The following is an 18,584-nucleotide window of genomic DNA, read 5'->3' on the forward strand; positions in this document are numbered from 1 at the left end:
GGACTATGCCGACTCTGCTTTTTGCGACCGATTATCGGTACCTTTGGGGTATGATTTTTCGCAAGGTCATCGAGATAAATAAGCCGGACAGGCTCTACGACAGAGGAGATCGCTTCGCACTCTGGGGCTCCTGCTTCTCCACCCGTCTGAGAGATTACCTCACGGGAGCACTCTACGACGTGACCGACTCGCCCTATGGGATCATGTACAACCCTCTCTCTATGGCTCAGGGCATGGAGCGTCTCCTCTCAGACGACGCTCCGCGGGAGGACGAGCTGATCCTGCGGGATGGTCGCTGGCACTCCATGATGCACCATGGGGCTTTCTCTCACAGCAGTAAGGTAGTGGCTCTACAGCAGATGCGGGAGTCATTTGAGAGGTCAAGGGATGCGCTCGTCGGGACTGACCTACTCATACTGACCTTCGGCACCGCTTGGGTCTACGAGCGACAGGGGAAGGTGGTCAACAACTGCCACAAGCTACCGGCTGAGGACTTCACTCGCCGTCGTCTCTCGATTGATGAGATCGTCTCAGTCTGGGGTCGGCTGATACCTACACTGACTGAGCAGGCACCCGGTATTAGGATTCTCCTCACCGTCAGCCCGATCCCTCACTATAGGGACGGGGCGCACGAGAGTCGCCTCAGCAAGGCGATCCTGCTACTGGCTGCCGAGAGGCTCACGGAGCTCTTCCCCGATCGGGTCTCCTACTTCCCCTCGTATGAGATCATGCAGGACGAGCTGAGGGACTACCGATTTTACGACAGAGATATGGCGCATCCCAGTGACCAGGCAGCGGAGTATATCATCAAGCGCTTCCGCGAGTATTACCTCAGAGAGGAGAGCGGACCTGCGCTACAGAAGTGGGAGAAGGTACGCAAGCAGCTCAATCACAGACCGCTGACAGACAGTCGGGAGAGCCTCCGAGCCTACTACGACTCTCTGCTCAGCACCCTCCTCGAGATCCGAGCAGAGCTGCCGAGGGATTATCTCGACAATGAGATACAGCGGATACAAGAGACACTATCACATCTATGACATCAGTAACTATCACCGATATAGCTTCAGCACTGGGAAACCCAACGATCAGGGACGGTCGTATGATCACCACCCTTCTGACCGACTCCAGGGCGCTCACCTTCCCCGAGGGAACGCTTTTCTTTGCCCTTGTCACACAGAAGCAGGATGGACACAAGTACATCAAGCCGCTCTACAGCCGGGGTGTCCGTGCCTTTGTCGTCTCCGATCGGAACTTCCCGACCAACGAGTATCGGGATGCCACATTTATCACGGTACCGGATACCCTCGCCGCCCTGCAGCAGGTGGGCTCGCTCCACCGCCACAGGCTATCGATGCCTGTCGTAGGGATCACGGGGAGTAATGGGAAAACGACCGTCAAGGAGCTGCTCTATCAGATGATCGGAGGGACAAAAAAGGTGTCCCGCTCCCCCCGAAGCTACAACTCCGCCATCGGTGTACCGCTCTCCCTCTGGGGCATCAGCGATGACGCCGATCTCGCTCTCATCGAAGCGGGTATCTCGCGACCGGGTGAGATGGATCGGCTCGAGCGGATCATCCTGCCGACGGTGGGGGTGCTGACCCACCTGGGGACGGCTCACATGGAGAACTTCCCCGATCGGCAGGCGCTGATCAGGGAGAAGCTCAAGCTCTTCCGTCACTGCGACCGGGTCTACGGGTGCCTTGATCTGGATCCTGACTTAGAGGCGGTGCTGAGGGAGGAGAGCTACCCCTTTACCCTTACCGGCTGGAGCCGAAGCCGTCAGGATGCGGTGCTCTTGATCCGAAAGGAGGTGCCTACTCCCGGAGGCGTGGACGTGGACGCAACTCTGAGTGGAAGGGAGGCACACTTCGAGTTACCCTTCCTTGATGACGGGACGATCGAGGACTGCTATCTGGCGCTCTCCATACTGACGGAGCTGGCACCGGAGCGGCTGAAGGATTTCTCCTTTACCCACAGACTGGAGCCGGTCTCCATGCGCCTCGAGACCCTGGAGGGCGAGCACGGCATGACGATCATCAACGACACCTACAATGCCGACATAGACTCCCTCTCCATTGCGCTCTCTGCGCTGCGACGACGTCAGGAGCTGCTGGGCAAGCCGTCAGCCGTCATCCTGTCAGCCTTCCGGGAGAGCAGCCACGACAAGACGGGGCTATACTCCACGATCTCAAGTCTCCTCCGCCACTTTGACCTTTCCGAGACGATACTGATCGGCGATGAGGTGGGAGAGTACCGGACCACCTTTTCTCCCAATGCGAGGTACTACCGCTCGACGGAGGACTTCCTTGCCGACCGGCCGGAGGAGTACCTCGCCGATCACGTGGTGCTGATCAAGGGCGCTCACGAGTGCCACCTCGAGGAGATCGTGAGGAGAATGGTGCGGCGAGTGCACCAGACGATCCTGAGTGTCAATCTGTCTCGACTGGGACACAACCTCGACCTCTACCGGGCGCACCTCCCGAAGGGGATGAGATTCACATGCATGCTTAAGGCCAACGCCTATGGTCTCGGGAGCAACGAGGTGGCACGATACCTTGAGCAGACCGGTGGGGTGGACTACTTCGCCGTAGCGGTCTGCGATGAGGGGAAAGAGCTGCGCCGCCTCGGTATCACCACGCAGATCATGGTGATGAATCCGGAGCCGGGATCGTATGAGCAGATCATGAGCAACCACTTGGAGCCAAACATTTTCAATAAGCACCTTCTCCTCGACTTCATATCAGCAGCAGAGCGGTACGGTGCACACCTTTACCCTATCCACCTGAAGTGGAATACCGGCATGCACAGGACCGGATTTGACGAGGATGAGGTGGAGGAGGTGCTGACCATCCTCTCACGGACCAGCGCGGTACGTGTCGCTTCGATCTTCACCCACCTCTCGGTCGCTGACGAGCCAACTGAGGACGACTACACCTACAAGCAGCTGGCTATGCTGGATCGTGTAGAGGAGCGACTGCGTCGGGCGCTGCCCCACCCCTTCCTCAAGCACGCCCTCAACACCGCCGGCATGACGCGCTTCCCGGGCTATAGGTCTGATATGGTCCGGCTCGGGTGCGGGCTCTATGGACTCTCCCCGCTGCAGGTAGACCCGATGGGACTGGAGCCGGTAGCCTCACTCTCCTCCGTGATCCTCCAGACGCGAGAGCTCCCCGCCGGTGCCACTGTCGGCTACGGGCGGAAGGGACTCCTCACGCGAGACTCGCGCATAGGGGTGATACCGATAGGCTACGCCGACGGACTCCCTCGACAGCTGGGAAATGGTCGGGCACTCTTCCGGACAGAGTCAGGCGCTCTTGTGCCCACAGTCGGTAACGTCTGCATGGATGCGGTGATGATCGATCTCACCGATGCGCCCACCGCCGTCGAGGGAAGCCGTGTCGTGATCTTCGATGACCGGCTCCCCATCACCCGTCTCTCGGATACCTGCGACACGATCCACTACGAGATCCTCTCCCGTCTCTCGAGCCGCATAGCCAGACACTACTTCACCGAGTAACGCCGTGAGTATATAGGAAAAGCGCACGCCGGGCAGTAATTGCCTGACGTGCGCTTTTTTGTGCTTAGAGATGACTCTCTCTGTGCCCGAAGCGGGACTTGAACCCGCACGACCTTATTCGGGTCAAAGGAGTTTAAGTCCTTCGTGTCTACCGATTCCACCATTCGGGCGGCGAATCATTGAGCGGAAAACGAGGCTCGAACTCGCGACCTCAACCTTGGCAAGGTTGCGCTCTACCAACTGAGCTATTTCCGCAAAACCCATCCCCCATCGGTTTAGTGACGCAAAGTTACGATTTTATCGCAACTCCGCAATGTGCCTGCTTACTTCCCGGCCCGTTTACGATCGAGCTCGCTCAGGAGGATCTTCCGCAGTCGGAGACTCTTAGGAGTGATCTCCACCAGCTCGTCTGACTTGATGTACTCCAGCGCATCCTCGAGCGAGAAGACAATAGGTGGTGCAAGCACTACCTTATCGTCACTTCCGGCGGCGCGGACATTGGTCAGCTTCTTTGACTTGCAGACATTGCAGGGGAGGTCGTTATCCTTATTGTGCTCACCCACAACCTGCCCCTCATAGACGTCCTCACCCGGGGCGATGAAGAAGCGCCCGCGATCCTGCAGATTGTTGAGTGCGTAGGCAAAGGCGTTGCCGGTCTCCAGTGAGACGATGGAGCCATTAGTGCGGCCGGGGATATCCCCCTTCCAAGGCTCGAAGGAGAGGAATCGGTGCGAGATGATGGCCTCACCGCTTGAGAGCGTGAGGGCAGCGTTATTGAGTCCAAAGATCCCTCGGGAGGGGATATGGAAGGTGACGCTGACGCGACCGTTATTCGTCTCCATAGCCACCATCTCTCCCTTGCGACGGATGCAGAGGTCCACCAGCTTGCTGGCACACTCCTCGGGAGCCTCGATCTCCAGCTCCTCGATCGGCTCGCACTTCTGTCCATCAATCTCCTTGATCACCACCTGAGGCTGACCGACCTGCAGCTCGTAGCCCTCACGACGCATCTCCTCAATCAGGACGGAGAGGTGGAGGACTCCACGGCCATAAACCATCCAGCTGTCTGCACTATCGGTCTGCTCGACACGGAGAGCGATATTCTTCTCCGTCTCTAGCATCAGCCGATCCTCAATCTTGCGTGAGGTGACAAACTTCCCCTCACGACCGAAGAATGGCGAGTTATTGATAGTAAAGCGCATACTCATCGTCGGCTCATCGACGGCAATCGTCGGGAGCATCTCCGGTGACTCCGGATCCGCAATAGTCTCCCCGATCTCGAAGCCGTCGATGCCGATCACGGCACAGAGGTCGCCGGAGTGCACCTCGTCGACCTTCTGTCGACCGAGACCGCTGAAGATATCCAGCTCCTTGATCCGCTGCTTCTCGATCGTTCCGTCCGACTTCATCAGCGCTATCTCCTGCCCGGCGCGGATCGTACCGCGATGGACACGCCCGATGGCGATACGTCCCACATAGGAGGAGTAACTCAGGGAGGTGATCAGCATCTGGAGCGGTCCCTCATTGATCGGCGGCGCAGGGATATACTTGATCACGCCATCCAGCAGCTCAGTGATATCCTTCGTCGGCTTATGCCAGTCGGTACTCATCCAACCCTGCTTGGCAGAGCCGTAGAAGGTGGGAAACTCGAGCTGCTCCTCGGATGCGTCTAAGTCAAACATCAGGTCAAAGACCTTCTCCTGCACCTCGTCTGGTCGGCAGTTAGGCTTATCGACCTTATTGATCACGAGTATCGGCTTCAGTCCTATGCGAAGGGCTTTCTCTAAGACAAAGCGCGTCTGCGGCATCGGACCCTCAAAGGCATCCACCAGCACGAGACAGCCGTCAGCCATATTAAGGACGCGCTCCACCTCACCCCCGAAGTCTGCGTGCCCGGGTGTATCGATGATATTGATCTTGTAGTCCTTGTACTGGATCGAGACGTTCTTGGAGAAGATCGTGATACCTCGCTCACGCTCCAGGTCGTTGTTGTCCAGTACCTGCTCCAGCTTCTCGCTCGGGTCCCTGAAAAGGTTACCCGCCTGCAGCATACGATCCACGAGAGAGGTCTTACCATGGTCGACGTGAGCGATGATTGCGATATTTCTGATCTTATTTTCTTCCATCTTTTTCGTCCTAAAATGTGCGTGCAAAGTTACACAAAATGAAATGAACCCCACCAGAGCAACCCGGCCCGATTCTCCACCCGGCTCCGCAAGAATGGCAGCCCGCCCTCGGGACTTAAACAAATGGCTTCGAGTATTGCGATAGATCCAACGTTTTGATTACATTTGTAAGACTTAGAGCAGTAGCACCTATTGTGCTGAGATTTCCTCTTCGGTTACCTTTTTATCATGATAGAATTTTTAAAGTCTAATTTTCAGACCGGTGATCTGATTGAGATCACGACGGACTCGGAGACCATCCGGGGTCAGATCGATTTTTTCGGGCCGGACTACATCGTCCTCCGACTAAGTAATAATCAAGTCAAGGGCATAAGCGAGTCAAGCATACGCACATTTGCCTCCGTGAGCAACCCTCCTGCCGAGGCGTCCGAACCCGCACAGCCGGAGGAAGAGAGGGAAGCCCCCTCTGCAGCCACCCCCGACCAGGCTCCACAGATCGAGACTGAGCCTGCCAAGCCATTTACAAAGTACAAGCCGGGCGACCGCGTCCCGCTATCCATCCTCACGGAGAGAGACCCCTCATTACTCAACGACTGGAGCAAGAAGGGACAGACAAAGAAGAGAAATGAAGAAGCGGTGGAGGGCGTGCGTGAGGCCTACGTACAGGCTAAGAGCAACAGCAGGAAAGAGGATCAGGTAGTAGTCTCTCCCACCGGCAAGATCGTTCAGCTCAGACCGTCCTACCAATTTGGCTTCATAGACACCACCGACCAGAAACGCTATTACTTCAATCGCTCCGACCTCCTCGACGACACCCTCAGGGACTTCTCCGGCGACAACATCGAGGTCGCCTTCCTACCGGGATCCAATCACAAGGGACTCTCTGCCAAGGCTATCGTACGCCCTCAGACGATCGACAAGCTGCTGGACATCGTGATGGAGCTGACAAGCCAAGGAGACCTCTTCCGCTCTCGCAATCTGCTCAATATGATCGCCGAGAAGCACCCCAAGAATCAGAGCACCCGCTCTATCCTGGAGGCTCTCGAGAGTGTACTCAGCAAGGGGCGCGACCAGGAGGACTCGGACGAGGACTCACAGGCCTACGACGAGGGAATAGACCATCTGGAGGACAAGGACTTCCAGGCTGCGCTCAAGTCCTTCTACACATCCATAGAGGAGGGGGTCAAGGTAGAGCAGGCCATAAAGCAGTCCATCACAGCCTACGTACGGATGTACACCGCGACGGAAGACCTGGAGACCAGGGAGACAACTCGTCACGCAGCTCTCGACTTCATCAATGAGAAAAAGAGCGACCTGCCGAATAACATTAGTACGCTCTTTGTCCTCGAGAATGCGTACTTCGCACTCGGGGAGTACTCCGCTCACATCGATGTGGTGGAGGAGGTGATCAACTTCTGCGCCAAGAAGAGGGACATTGCGAAGTACCTCTTCTACCTACGCAAGGCGGCTCAGAGCTACTACCGTCTCGGCGACTACGGTCGTGCCTTGGACTCCGCTCAGGAGGGGCTGGAGCGCGAGCCGGAGGACGAGCAGCTGATCAAGCTGAGGGACATGGCTCAGGATGAGCTGAATATACGACTCCGCAAGTAACCCTCCCTCAGATCAAACACGGACGAGCACTCGAGATCAACCTCTCGGGTGCTCTCTCTTATGTCACCGAGGTGGCTCCACAGCGTCACCGCACAGAGAAAAATCTAAACCCGATATTAGTGATCACTAAACTCGGTAATAGAGATCACTAATACCGGGTTTAGTTTTGAGCCGATCCCCTCGCCCACACCCCCGTCACACCAAACCGCAGATCCCCATTTTTTGCATTATTCGATATTTGTGTTACGTTTGAGACATATAACGCCAACCGAATAATCATTGATCGTCTTATCGTCGGGGGCGGGGCTTTACTTTTTATGCATGCAGTATGAAAAAATCCACTCTCATCGCTCTCCTTGCGATTATCCTCTTACCGACATTGCCGGTCGTTGCATCAGCTCAGTCCGGTAATAAGTATGCGAGACTATCCCCTACGAAAGTCATGGATACCCCTAGGCTGGAGGTAATCTATGAGGTGTCCGAGGAGGACCCTTATCAGACACGCCATCAAGTAGAGCTATTCATCCTACAGAATGGTGAAAGAGCGTCACTCTATACACCCTACCTGTCATACAAGGTAGACTCAGTCTGCTATGCCAGATCTTACCGAGTGACGTCTGCAGAGTGGGACGCGATCTCCGACAGTATCGGGGTCACGAGATCTCATCCCATTCTGATCAAGGATCGTACGAAGCGAACCTGGGTGGTGGCTAACTTTGCCTTTGGCACCTACGTCTACGAAGAACCGATGAAGAAGATCGTATGGACACTTGTCAAGGGTGGAGAGAGAGAGATCCTGGGGCAACACTGTCGGAGGGCGGAATGTGACTTTAGGGGACGTCACTGGACCGTGTGGTACGCACCTGATCTCCCGATCAATGACGGGCCCTACAAGCTAGACGGTCTCCCCGGACTGATCCTCGCGGCGGAGAGTGAGCTTGAACAGATACGCATGGAAGCGATCGTCATACGCAGGGCGGGAGCACATCCGATCAACGTACGTGACTACTTTGGCGCCGATAAGACACGATTCATCACTGACCGCAAAGGCTACTACCGGACGATTAGCCGGTCGAAGTGGAACTTCTCCGGCTCGGCTGCAACCATGGGTCTCAAGCTGACCAATCCCGATGGCACCCCGACAGTGCCGAAGTACAACAGGCTTTTCTATGTCCCCTATGAGCTGGACTGGATGGATAAGAAGATGCGCAACGAATGGGATACTCAGAGTCGGAAAGCTCAGCAGCAAGAGTAGTCGCTGCGGGACTACTTGTCCTCCTGTCGATCCTCACTGCGGGCACGCCCCGATCGGCTCTGGCGCAGAGCCGAGGTACCGGGCTATGTGGTCGGGTAGTGGATGCCGATGGTCCCCTGCCTGAGGTGATCGTCACGCTTCTGGAGGGGAAGGAGGGCGATATGGTTGCTTACGCCCTGACGAACAAGGAGGGAAGGTTTTGTCTGGAGCATGAGAGTCTCCCTCACGCCGATAGTCTGACGCTTCGGGTGGCGGCGATGACTTACGAGACCCGGATCCTTCGCCTACCCTCAGATCGGGTGCGGGAGCCGCTGCCACTGCCGGATATCGAGATGAAGGCAGCCCCTATGCTCCTGAGCGAGGTGGTGAGCCGAGCTCCGGCCATCACCGGGCATAGAGACACAATCAACTATAATACCGAGCTCCTCAGGCGTAAGGAGGATCACAGCGTGGAGGATCTCCTGAGACGTCTGCCCGGGATAGAGGTCTCCTCGGACGGGTTGATCAGGTATCTCGGCAGACCGATCACCAGAGTGATGATAGAGGATCTGGATATGCTGGGTGGACAGTACCGCCTCGCCACCCGCAATATATCACCAGATATGGTGGCGCAGATACAGGTCTACGAGCATGACCAGCCGATCAAGGTACGGCGGAATCTAGAGCGTACAGAGAATGCGGCGATCAATCTGAAGCTTAAGGATAAGGTAAAGCTCCGCCCCATCCTCTATGCGGAAGCGAAAGCCGGCACAGGCTGTCGACCCCTTCTCTACGAGGGGCAGGCATTCCGTCTCCGGATAGCTCGAAGTCAGCAAAACCTCGAAGTAGCTAAGGCGGACAATAGCGGGCACAACGGAGGTGAGGACTTTGTACCCATATTACCGGGCGTCTCTGCTGCGCCCGGTCTCGAGATGAGACAACTGGTGTCACAGCCCTCCATGGGTGAGGTGCCACTGCCTCGATCCTACTACGACTACAATGGAGACTTGGCAGCCTCTGCTCACACGATCAGCCGCATACGGCAAGGGAGGGACGAGCTGCTGAGTGCCGGTCTCACACTCTCCGATACCCGACGGGACACCTACGGACAGAGGTCGACGCGCTACACGGTAGGGGGCCAGACTGTCGATATCAACGAGGCGGATCACGCTCTAAAACATGAGAGACAAGCACTCCTGCGGGTGAAGTACGAGCGTAACCTCGACCGACTCTATCTGATGGACGAGCTCACCGGAAGCTGGAGCAGGCAGGATGCGCACCACCTGCTGCAGGGGGGCAGTCCACTACAGATGCTATCCGAGCACGACGAGTGGTACCTCTCCAATAAGCTGATCCACACCCTCCGTCGCAAAGACAACCTCTACACACTCTCCTCCGACATCTATGTGGGAGGTATCCCGAGTGCCCATACCTCCGTCACCCCCGATGACGAGGAGGGTACGGAGCGGGGTCAGCAACTCTCGGGTCTCTCGGTGCGGACTGATCACCGGTATGAACTCCGCATCTCGCTCCCGCATCGATGGTCTCTGGAGATGGGACCTGGGATGGCACTTGATGTCGATCGCCTCTACACGGCATACTCCGAGATGGGAAGAGAGCAGGTCAACGATCTGACCCTGACTCGTCTACGCCCCTATATCCTGCTTAAGTGGAGGCTGGAGCACTCCATGTCAGAGACCGAAGTAGAGACTCCGATCATGGGCGAGTACACTCGACTTGATCGGGCTGAGACAACCGGACTGAGGCAGCTCCGCTGGGTGCCAACACTCTCCGTAAGACACACTCAGCGGTGGTCACCACTCTGGTCCACCACCCTCAGAGGTCGAGTCAAGCGGCAGAGCGGAGAGCTGCTTCGCCACCTCACTGCTCCGGTGATGACCTCTTACAGAAGTATGACCGTCGTGGATGCCACATCCGATCCGGAGCAATGGAGCTATAGCGCCTCTCTCGGGACAAGGTATCGCGATCCCATTGCGGCTCGGTCCGGTCATGCCACGCTTACCTATGTAGGCTCTCGGCAAAATCTCCTCCGCAGTGAGCAGATTGATCCCGACTTCTCCAGTGAGAGCTATATCTCCGGTGTCTCCCTGAGACACTTTATCACGCTCGGATCAGGGCTCTCTCTTGGTCTGGATGACCGACTGGAGTCTGTCCTTAGCCTTGACCTGAGCGCCATAATGGGTCGTAACTCCGTCATCCGCAATAACCACCCGCTCACCCTCTCTTCACAAACCTTTACACTCTCCCCCAGCTACCGCTACACCCCCTCCGAGGGGCTAATGAGTGGGTGGGTCACGCTAAGCTATACAGCATCCCGCTTCCACCTCTCTATGGAGGGCGGACCGACCTCAGCTGCAGAGGAGATCCCTCAGGAGCTGGACATCCGCAGTGGAGTGACACTCAAGCCTGGAGACTGGGAGATCACCGCCACGCTCCTCGGGCGAGGCATCTGGAGTAACCTGCGACCACTCCGTATGGTACCGATAGGGGATCTGTCTCTTCGGTATTCTCGTGGAAGTAGTGCCCCGGAGTATTCGGTCAACTTGCGTAATCTCTTCGACAAGACCGATTACCGGACCGAGAGCTACGCCGGTGCCGACTATGTGGCGAGCTCCTACCGCCTTCGCGGCAGAGAGCTTCTCGCAGGTGTGCGCTGGAGCTTCTGACCCTTCCCTCGACCAAACTCCTTTGAATAAGCACCAAACCACGGTGTGCATTTGATCCCTTTGATTGTGTATTTTGTAGGTACTGAAGTAGGACTCTCATCATTTATTGTCTCAGCACCAAAGGATATCTCTTCACCCCCTGCCCGACACACCAATCTGCGGATCCGCCGGAGAAAAAATGAAGGTGAAGATCAGAAAAAACGTATCTTTGCAATGACGGTGATCCGATGGACACTCGCTCATCGGAATAAGAGGGAAACAGGTGCAAGTCCTGTGCAGACCCGCTGCTGTAAGTCTCCAACCGATCGGCTCGAAGTGATGCCACTGTGGTCCTCCTCGTGGGGAGTATGGGAAGGCGACGAGCCGAGAGACGAGCCAGAAAACCTGCCGTCGCGTGCATTTTGTATCGCTCCCGAGGACTGGGGCGGTGCCACTGTAAGGATGTAGTCCATCTAGATTTTCCATTTTTTGACTCGCTATCAGCGACTATTATCCCAAGTGTGGTTAGATAATTCATACTAAGAGATGACGACCCTCTGCGAAGCGGATCGAGTCCATGCACTCCGGGAGAGACGGTCACCGACATCCGACGGTGGCGGTCTCTCCTTTTTTTGTATCTTTCACCCATATAACAAGTCACTCTATCCATAGCCATGAGAAATTACCTTATCCTCACGCTATCCATCCTTGCGCTCACCTGCCAGGCTCAGATCGCCGATACTTGGCATGGGATCCTGCGGGTCACCCCGACCTACACCCTCCCGCTTGTGCTCCACATCACGGAGGAGGGCGATGGCTACTCCGCCACCTTAGATAGTCCGGAGCAGGGGGCAAAGGGGATCCCGGTGGATCAGATCAGCTACAGCCCCGATAGCCGGACGCTCAGCTGGCAGAGCCGTGCCATCGGTGCCGGCTACAGCGGTCGGCTCGAGGGTGATACTATCCGGGGAGACTTCTCTCAGCAGGGATTTACCACTCGACTGGATCTGATACGAGGGGAGTACCGGAAGAGCAAGCCCAAGGACGACCTCCCCTACCACACCTCCGAGCTCACCATCCCCTCTGGGGAGGTGACCCTTGCCGCCACCCTGACGGAGCCGAGCGAGCAGAAGAGCGCTACCGCAGTAGTCTTGGTGGCGGGCAGCGGACCTAACGACAGGGACGAGAAGCTGGGACCACACACGCCTCTCCGCGACATCGCCGACCACCTCACCCGACAGGGCATTACCGTGCTTAGGTACGACAAGCGAGGCGTGGGCGAGTCTACGGGGACATTCGGTGCCTCTATGCTGAGTGACTTCGTGACAGATGCCAAGTCTGCTCTTGCGTACCTGCGTGGGACGGGAAAGTACTCGAGGGTGGGTCTCATAGGACACAGCGAGGGAGGACTGATCGCTGAGAGGATCGCTGCAGAGAGTCCGGCAGAGGTCGACTTCATCGTGCTGCTTGCCGCCCCCGGCACCTTGGGGGCAGAGATCATCACGTACCAGAATGTGGTGATGATGGCCAGCCTGATCCGCCCCGAGGCGAAGGAGGACTTCGGCAGGATAACGAGCGAGACCTTTAGGGATCTCGCCTACCACTCGAGCACCAGAGCGGAAGACTCTACGCTGATGCGGGGCTACTTCGAGAGGGTTCTGCCGCTGGTCCGCGAGGAGCAGCGCACAGCGACGAGTGCGATGGTGCTCAGCGACAAGTACTTCAGCTCGATGCTTGACGCCACTTCCACACCTTACTATAAGGAGTTTCTCAGGAGCGATCCAGCCGCCCTCCTTCCACGGGTCACCTGCCCGATACTGGCTCTGAACGGAAGCAAGGACATGCAGGTGGAGGCCTCAAGCAACCTTGGTGCGATCAAGCGCCTGGCGACTGCGTCGCAGAGCGTAAGGACTGAGGAGCTCGAGGGACTCAATCACCTTTTCCTCCCCTGCACCACCGGCCTCCCGGGCGAGTACATCCACCTCACGCCCGGCTTCTCGACTGAGGCGCTGGAGCTGATGACGGAGTGGATCAGGGAGAGATAATTGGGCAGGTAATGCCTTTTGGGTAAATTTGCACTATCAGTGACGATTATCAGTAAGTAAGTAATTCTCTATATGTTTTCCGGAATAGTCGAGACAACGGCAAGGGTGCTCCGTATGGATCACCCGCATGGTAGTACCAACGTGGACATCACACTGACCGTTCCCTTCTGGGACGAGCTGGCGATAGACCAGAGCGTAGCGCACAATGGGGTCTGCCTGACCGTCGTCTCGATCCATCCTGAGGAGAAGAGCTACACCGTCACCGCCGTGCAGGAGACCCTGCAGAGGTCTAACCTCGGCGACCTCCGACCCGGCGATCGGGTCAATGTGGAGCGGAGCATGAGGAGCGACGGTCGCCTCGACGGGCATATCGTCCAGGGGCATGTCGATACCACTGCCGAGTGCATCGGGCTGGAGGATGTGGGGGGAAGCACCTACTACACCTTCCGCTACAGCGTCCCTGACGAGATGGCTGCTCGCGGCTACACGACTGTGGAGAAGGGCTCCGTTTGCATCAATGGAGTCAGCCTCACCGTCGTGGACTCCGAGAGAGACACTTTCAAGGTCGCCATCATCCCCTACACTAAGGAGATCACAAACTTTGGGGATCTATCGGAGGGGAAGCGGGTGAATCTCGAGTTTGACATCATCGGCAAGTACCTCGCCAAGCTCATTACCTACCGCCAGTAACGCTCTCCCATGGACCCTGACAGCAACCCTCTCAGCGAGCTGATCCATTCGCGCCAGAGCACTCGCAAGTATCTCGATAAGCCGGTCCCTCGTGAGGCGATCGAGCGCGTACTTGATCTGACTCATCTGGCACCCTCCGCCACCAATTCGCAGCCGTGGCACTTCATCGTTGTCGATGATCCGGAGCTTAAGGTCGCTGTCGCTAAGTGTCTCACTTCACCCTTACTCCCGTCGATGAACACCTTCGCCAAGGAAGCGCCGGCGCTCATCGTCGTGGTCGAGGAGTCAGCTAATGTGGCGGCGAAGGTGGGTAACCTCCTCAAGAAACAGCACTTCTCCCGGATCGACATCGGCATCGCTGTGGGCTACCTTACGCTGGCAGCACGCAGCGAGGGGCTTGACACATGCGTTATAGGCTGGCTCGACAACATGAAGATCCAAGACCTCCTCCGCATACCACGGGAGAAGACAGTCCAGCTGGTGATTTCGCTCGGCTACTCCGACGATCCGATGCGTCCCAAGACCAGGAAGAAGATGGACAAGATCCGCTCCTATAATACGTACTAACCTCATCTCTGTAGCATATCATACTCATGGCTCAGAAACCAAGCATACCCAAGGGCACTCGTGACTTCTCCCCCGAGGAAATGGCGAAGCGAAATTACATACTCGACACCATCATCAGCACCTACCGGCTCTACGGTTATCGCGAGATACAGACACCGGCTATGGAGAACCTCTCCACCCTGCTCGGCAAGTATGGCGATGAGGGGGATCGGCTGATCTTCCGGATCCTTAACTCAGGGGACAGCCTCAAGGACTTCGACCGTCAGGAGTTGCTGACGATCGATCCGGCCGACTTTGCCTCCCGAGCCTGCGACCGAGGGCTGCGGTATGACCTGACGGTCCCCTTTGCTCGGTATGTGGTGCAGCACCGCAATGAGATCACGCTCCCCTTCAAGCGGTATCAGATCCAGCCGGTATGGCGTGCGGATCGTCCCCAGAAGGGTCGGTACCGCGAGTTTTACCAGTGCGATGCCGACGTGATCGGCTCCGACTCTCTCCTGCATGAGGTGGAGCTGACACAGATCATCGACACCGTCTTCACCAAGCTGGGAGTCCGTGTCGTAATCCTGCTCAATAACAGGAAACTCCTCACCGCTCTCAGCGAGCAGCTCGGCATAGAGAACATCATCGACCTGACCGTATCCATCGACAAGCTGGATAAGATCGGCTGGGACGGCGTCGAGGAGGAGCTGCGAAGCAAGGGAATCGGCGAGGAAGCGATTAGTCGCCTAAAGCCGATCCTTGGTCTCTCGGGTAGCAATGAGGAAAAGCTGGAGAAGCTCGCTGACCTCTTCGGAGAGAGCGAAGTGGGACGCAAGGGAGTGGAGGAGCTGACCTATATCCTCGATAAGCTACGCCACTGTAAGCTGCAAAATGAGGTTCGTCTGGATCTCTCCCTGGCTCGCGGTCTGGACTACTACACCGGGACCATCTTCGAGGTGAAGGCGCTCGACACACCGATGGGGAGCATCACCGGTGGAGGTCGGTACGACAATCTCACGGGGGTCTTCGGGCAGAGCGGCATGAGCGGCGTCGGGATCTCCTTCGGCGCAGAGCGGATCTTCGACGTACTGGAGGCACTCGATCTCTATCCCGAGTCGACCCACTCGGGGACTCAGCTGCTCTTCATCAACTTTGGGGAGAAAGCTCTGGACTACATCCTCCCGCTCCTGAGCGATCTGCGTCGTGAGGGGATCACGGCGGAGGTCTACCCGGACGATGCGAAGATGAAGAAGCAAATGTCCTACGCCAATGCGCTCTCGATCCCTTACGTCGCCTTTGTCGGCGATGACGAGATCGAGCAGCACACCATCAGCGTCAAGGATATGGAGTCGGGCGACCAGAAGAGCTACACCGCGGAGGAGCTGATCACCCTCCTCCGATCGTAAGTCCATGGAGGAGAGTGAGACATACTGCAGGGTAGAGCTCCAGGGCAACGTGGGGCATGACCCGCTGATCCGCTACTTAGACGAGAGGACCTGCATGGCCTCCTTCAGCGTGGCGACGGACAGTCTCCTCCCCGACAGCCCGGGGGGTACAGTGACCGACTGGCACGACGTCGTCTGCTACCGGGATCCGGCCCACTACGTAGAGGCCTATATTCGCAAGGGATACATGGTGCGGGTCGTCGGCAGGCTGACCTACAAGAAGTACCGCAGCGGTGAGGATCGGTACAGCCGCAAGGCGACGATCATCGCCGACCGAGTGACACTTATCTCCAAGCCTCAGCCCAGACAGGCATCACCCACAGAGGAGACCGTGAACTCGCCCTACTCCGACTACAGGGAGACGCTCAGTAAGGACGCGGAGTCGAGCCTACCATTCTGAGACACGACCCACTGATAGATAGCTTTGATATTTGGAAGGAATCGAATACATCAGTAGCGGACTACTCCAGGGAGTAGGTCTCATACCGCTGGACCCGGAGGGGATCCTGACGCTCGTCATCACCCTCATCCTGATCGCAGTATGCCTCTTCTACAGCGGCTTCTGCTCCTCCTCTGAGGTAGCCTACTTCGCCCTCACCCCGTCAGACCTGGAGGAGCTCAAGGGCTCTAAGGACGAGAAGGATAAGAAGGTGCTCTACCTACTCGAGCATAGCGAGAATATGCTGAGTACGATACTGATCTCCAATAACTTCGTCAATACGGCGATCGTCATGCTCAGCGACTCTGTGGTCAATCAGACGCTGGACTTCTCCCACGCACAGACACTGGGCTTCATACTACAGGTGGTGGTGATCACCTTCGTCATCCTCTTGGTCGGGGAGATCATCCCTAAGGTCTCCACTCAGATGGACCCGCTACGGGTGGCACGACGTAACGTCACTACGCTCTTTGCCCTCTATGGCGCACTCAAGGGGATCAATAAGGCTCTCGTAAGGATGGGCGAGTCCATCGCCAGCTCACTGACAAAGAATAAGACTGAACTGGATCGGGAGGACCTCAGCAAAGCGATCGAGCTAACCACCGAGGATAGCGATGAGCAGGGCGTGCTCAATGAGATCCTACTCTTCCAGCGCAAGACGGTCTCCGAGGTCATGACTCCGAGGATCGACGTGGCAGCTATAGAGCTCTCTACACCCTATGCGGAGGTGCTGACCTTCGTGGAGGAGTGCGGCTACTCGCGCATACCGGTCTACGACAAGCGGATCGACTCGATCAAGGGGATCCTCTACGCCAAGGACCTCCTCAGACACCTGGGTGAGGCGCCGGACTTCCGCTGGGAGGGACTACTGCGAGAGGTACTCTACACCCCGGAGGATGTCAAGGTAAGTCACATGCTGGAGGTCTTCCGTAAGGAGCGGCGCCACATGGCCATCGTCGTGGATGAGTATGGTGGCACCAGCGGTCTCGTCACGATGGAGGATCTCCTGGAGGAGATCGTCGGAGACATCGAGGACGAGTATGACGAGGACGAGCAGCTCTACCGCGCTCTGCCAGACGGCACCTACATCTTTGACGGCAAGATCAGCATCCTGGACTTCCTCCGGATCGTCAAGGTCGAGGACTACGAGTCGCTCATCAAGGTTTCCGACGAGGCTGAGACACTGGCGGGACTTCTCCTGGAGGTGAAGGGTGACTTCCCGCAGGTCAATGAGGTGATCACGATCGACGGACATCAGTTCAAGGTTCTCTCCGTCACCAATCGACGCATCAGCAAGATCCTATTTATCCCGGGTGAAGAGCACCTCCCCGGGGAGAGTGCGACCGATAGCATCGCAGAGGTCAAGGCATGACAAACTGCTCCTCTGTGATCGTGGTCCCACGACTGGACCAAGGTGAGGACACGCACCTCACCCTCAAGCGAGGTCTCCGGAGGATCTTCAGCGATGATGAGCTACCCCACGTAGCTCACTTCTCCGACGGAGCGCCCTACTTCCCCGATCGGCCCGACCTCCTCTACTCATCCTCAGACTGCTACAGCAGCGTTGCCCTCCAGGTCGCACCCATCGGACTACTCCCCGTGGGCATTGACGTGGAGGACAAGGCCGACCAGGCAGCGAGGATCCTCCCTCGCTATGCGACAGAGGAGGACCTCGAGGTGATGGTGCGCTTCCCTGAGATCACACCCCTGCGACTCTGGAGCGCCAAGGAGGCAGTCTTCAAGGCATTCAGCCGCTACGTGAGGGACTTCCGGAGAGACATCACCCTGATAGAGCCGGGACTCTTTGCCGTAAGCAGGATCGGCGAAGTATCGGTATCCTACAGGTCGGGGAGCGAACTGACCACCCTCTCCGAGAGCAATCACGCCTATCCGGACTCGCTCGTCCTCGCCTTCGCCACCCCGCCCGAGGCGGAGGTTCGACTCATCATCCTCTGAGAAAAATTCGGCTCTGACTAATATCGGTGTGGTGTCCTAGAAAAGTACACACATAGAGGAGCAGAAATGAACAACAAGAATGAAGCGAAAAAGTCGGGAGAAACCTCTCGGAAGAGCCAAAAAACGGGTCTAAAACAGAGGAGCTACAGCGACAAGTTTAAATTAAAAGTCTTGCGCGAAATGGTATGTACGGGCGAGACTCTCGAGGCACTAAGTAAGCGTCACGACGTGCCGATTACAACCATTTCCCGCTGGACCAGTACCTTTGGGGTCACAACCCCAAAACAAATCAGAGAGCAGGTTATG

General features: G+C 57.0%; 14 protein-coding genes, 2 tRNA genes and 1 riboswitch. Of the genes, 13 read left to right on the plus strand and 3 right to left on the minus strand.

Annotation, left to right across the window (positions count from 1 at the left end):
- The first annotated feature begins 50 nt into the window (after positions 1–50).
- A complete protein-coding gene (locus B088_RS02415; protein ID WP_025081873.1) occupies positions 51–1,037 on the plus strand; it encodes a GSCFA domain-containing protein in 987 nt (328 codons plus the stop codon).
- Positions 1,034–3,517, plus strand: coding sequence for a bifunctional UDP-N-acetylmuramoyl-tripeptide:D-alanyl-D-alanine ligase/alanine racemase (locus B088_RS02420; RefSeq protein ID WP_025081874.1), 2,484 nt, complete (start codon positions 1,034–1,036; stop codon positions 3,515–3,517). The genes B088_RS02415 and B088_RS02420 overlap by 4 nt, the downstream gene beginning before the upstream one ends.
- Before the next feature lie 83 nt (positions 3,518–3,600).
- Here the strand turns inward: B088_RS02420 and B088_RS02425 are convergent.
- The 3 genes from B088_RS02425 to typA all read right to left on the minus strand — a co-directional run bounded on the left by B088_RS02425 (position 3,601) and on the right by typA (position 5,643).
- Positions 3,601–3,687, minus strand: a tRNA-Leu gene (locus tag B088_RS02425).
- A 12-nt stretch (positions 3,688–3,699) separates the two neighbouring features.
- Positions 3,700–3,772 (minus strand) — tRNA-Gly (locus tag B088_RS02430).
- A 68-nt stretch (positions 3,773–3,840) separates the two neighbouring features.
- Entirely contained in the window at positions 3,841–5,643 is a 1,803-nt protein-coding gene (gene typA, locus B088_RS02435) for a translational GTPase TypA (protein WP_018106816.1), read from the minus strand.
- 228 nt (positions 5,644–5,871) lie between these two features.
- Between typA and B088_RS02440 the strand changes: the two genes are divergently transcribed.
- The 11 genes from B088_RS02440 to B088_RS02490 form a co-directional block, all read left to right on the plus strand.
- A complete protein-coding gene (locus B088_RS02440) occupies positions 5,872–7,254 on the plus strand; it encodes a tetratricopeptide repeat protein (RefSeq protein ID WP_018106817.1) in 1,383 nt (460 codons plus the stop codon).
- 328 nt (positions 7,255–7,582) lie between these two features.
- Positions 7,583–8,509, plus strand: a complete 927-nt coding sequence (locus tag B088_RS08255) for a GLPGLI family protein (RefSeq protein ID WP_050560110.1) — start codon at positions 7,583–7,585, stop codon at positions 8,507–8,509.
- On the plus strand, positions 8,470–11,175 hold the full coding sequence (locus B088_RS02450) for a TonB-dependent receptor (RefSeq protein WP_155802256.1): 2,706 nt from the start codon (positions 8,470–8,472) through the stop codon (positions 11,173–11,175). The genes B088_RS08255 and B088_RS02450 overlap by 40 nt, the downstream gene beginning before the upstream one ends.
- A 201-nt stretch (positions 11,176–11,376) precedes the next feature.
- A riboswitch (cobalamin riboswitch) is annotated at positions 11,377–11,581 on the plus strand.
- 247 nt (positions 11,582–11,828) lie between these two features.
- Positions 11,829–13,199, plus strand: coding sequence for an alpha/beta hydrolase family protein (locus B088_RS02455; RefSeq protein WP_018106820.1), 1,371 nt, complete (start codon positions 11,829–11,831; stop codon positions 13,197–13,199).
- A gap of 72 nt (positions 13,200–13,271) precedes the next feature.
- Positions 13,272–13,889, plus strand: a complete 618-nt coding sequence (locus B088_RS02460) for a riboflavin synthase (protein ID WP_025081876.1) — start codon at positions 13,272–13,274, stop codon at positions 13,887–13,889.
- Between the two features lie 9 nt (positions 13,890–13,898).
- Positions 13,899–14,456, plus strand: a complete 558-nt coding sequence (locus B088_RS02465) for a nitroreductase family protein (protein WP_018106822.1) — start codon at positions 13,899–13,901, stop codon at positions 14,454–14,456.
- Between the two features lie 26 nt (positions 14,457–14,482).
- Entirely contained in the window at positions 14,483–15,844 is a 1,362-nt protein-coding gene (gene hisS / locus B088_RS02470; RefSeq protein ID WP_018106823.1) for a histidine--tRNA ligase, read from the plus strand.
- Between the two features lie 4 nt (positions 15,845–15,848).
- A complete protein-coding gene (locus B088_RS08260) occupies positions 15,849–16,283 on the plus strand; it encodes a single-stranded DNA-binding protein (protein ID WP_018106824.1) in 435 nt (144 codons plus the stop codon).
- A 31-nt stretch (positions 16,284–16,314) separates the two neighbouring features.
- Positions 16,315–17,694 carry a gliding motility-associated protein GldE gene (gldE, locus tag B088_RS02480; protein WP_018106825.1) on the plus strand — a complete coding sequence of 460 codons (1,380 nt, stop codon included), beginning with the start codon at positions 16,315–16,317 and terminating at the stop codon, positions 17,692–17,694.
- Positions 17,691–18,278: a 4'-phosphopantetheinyl transferase family protein gene (locus B088_RS08265; RefSeq protein WP_018106826.1), complete on the plus strand. Its 588-nt coding sequence runs from the start codon at positions 17,691–17,693 to the stop codon at positions 18,276–18,278. The genes gldE and B088_RS08265 overlap by 4 nt, the downstream gene beginning before the upstream one ends.
- Positions 18,279–18,344: 66 nt before the next feature.
- A partial coding sequence (locus tag B088_RS02490) for a transposase (protein WP_018106827.1) occupies positions 18,345–18,584 on the plus strand: 240 nt, incomplete at its 3' end.

Origin of the sequence: Porphyromonas bennonis DSM 23058 = JCM 16335 (assembly GCF_000375645.1) — a bacterium.
GTDB lineage: Bacteria > Bacteroidota > Bacteroidia > Bacteroidales > Porphyromonadaceae > Porphyromonas_A > Porphyromonas_A bennonis.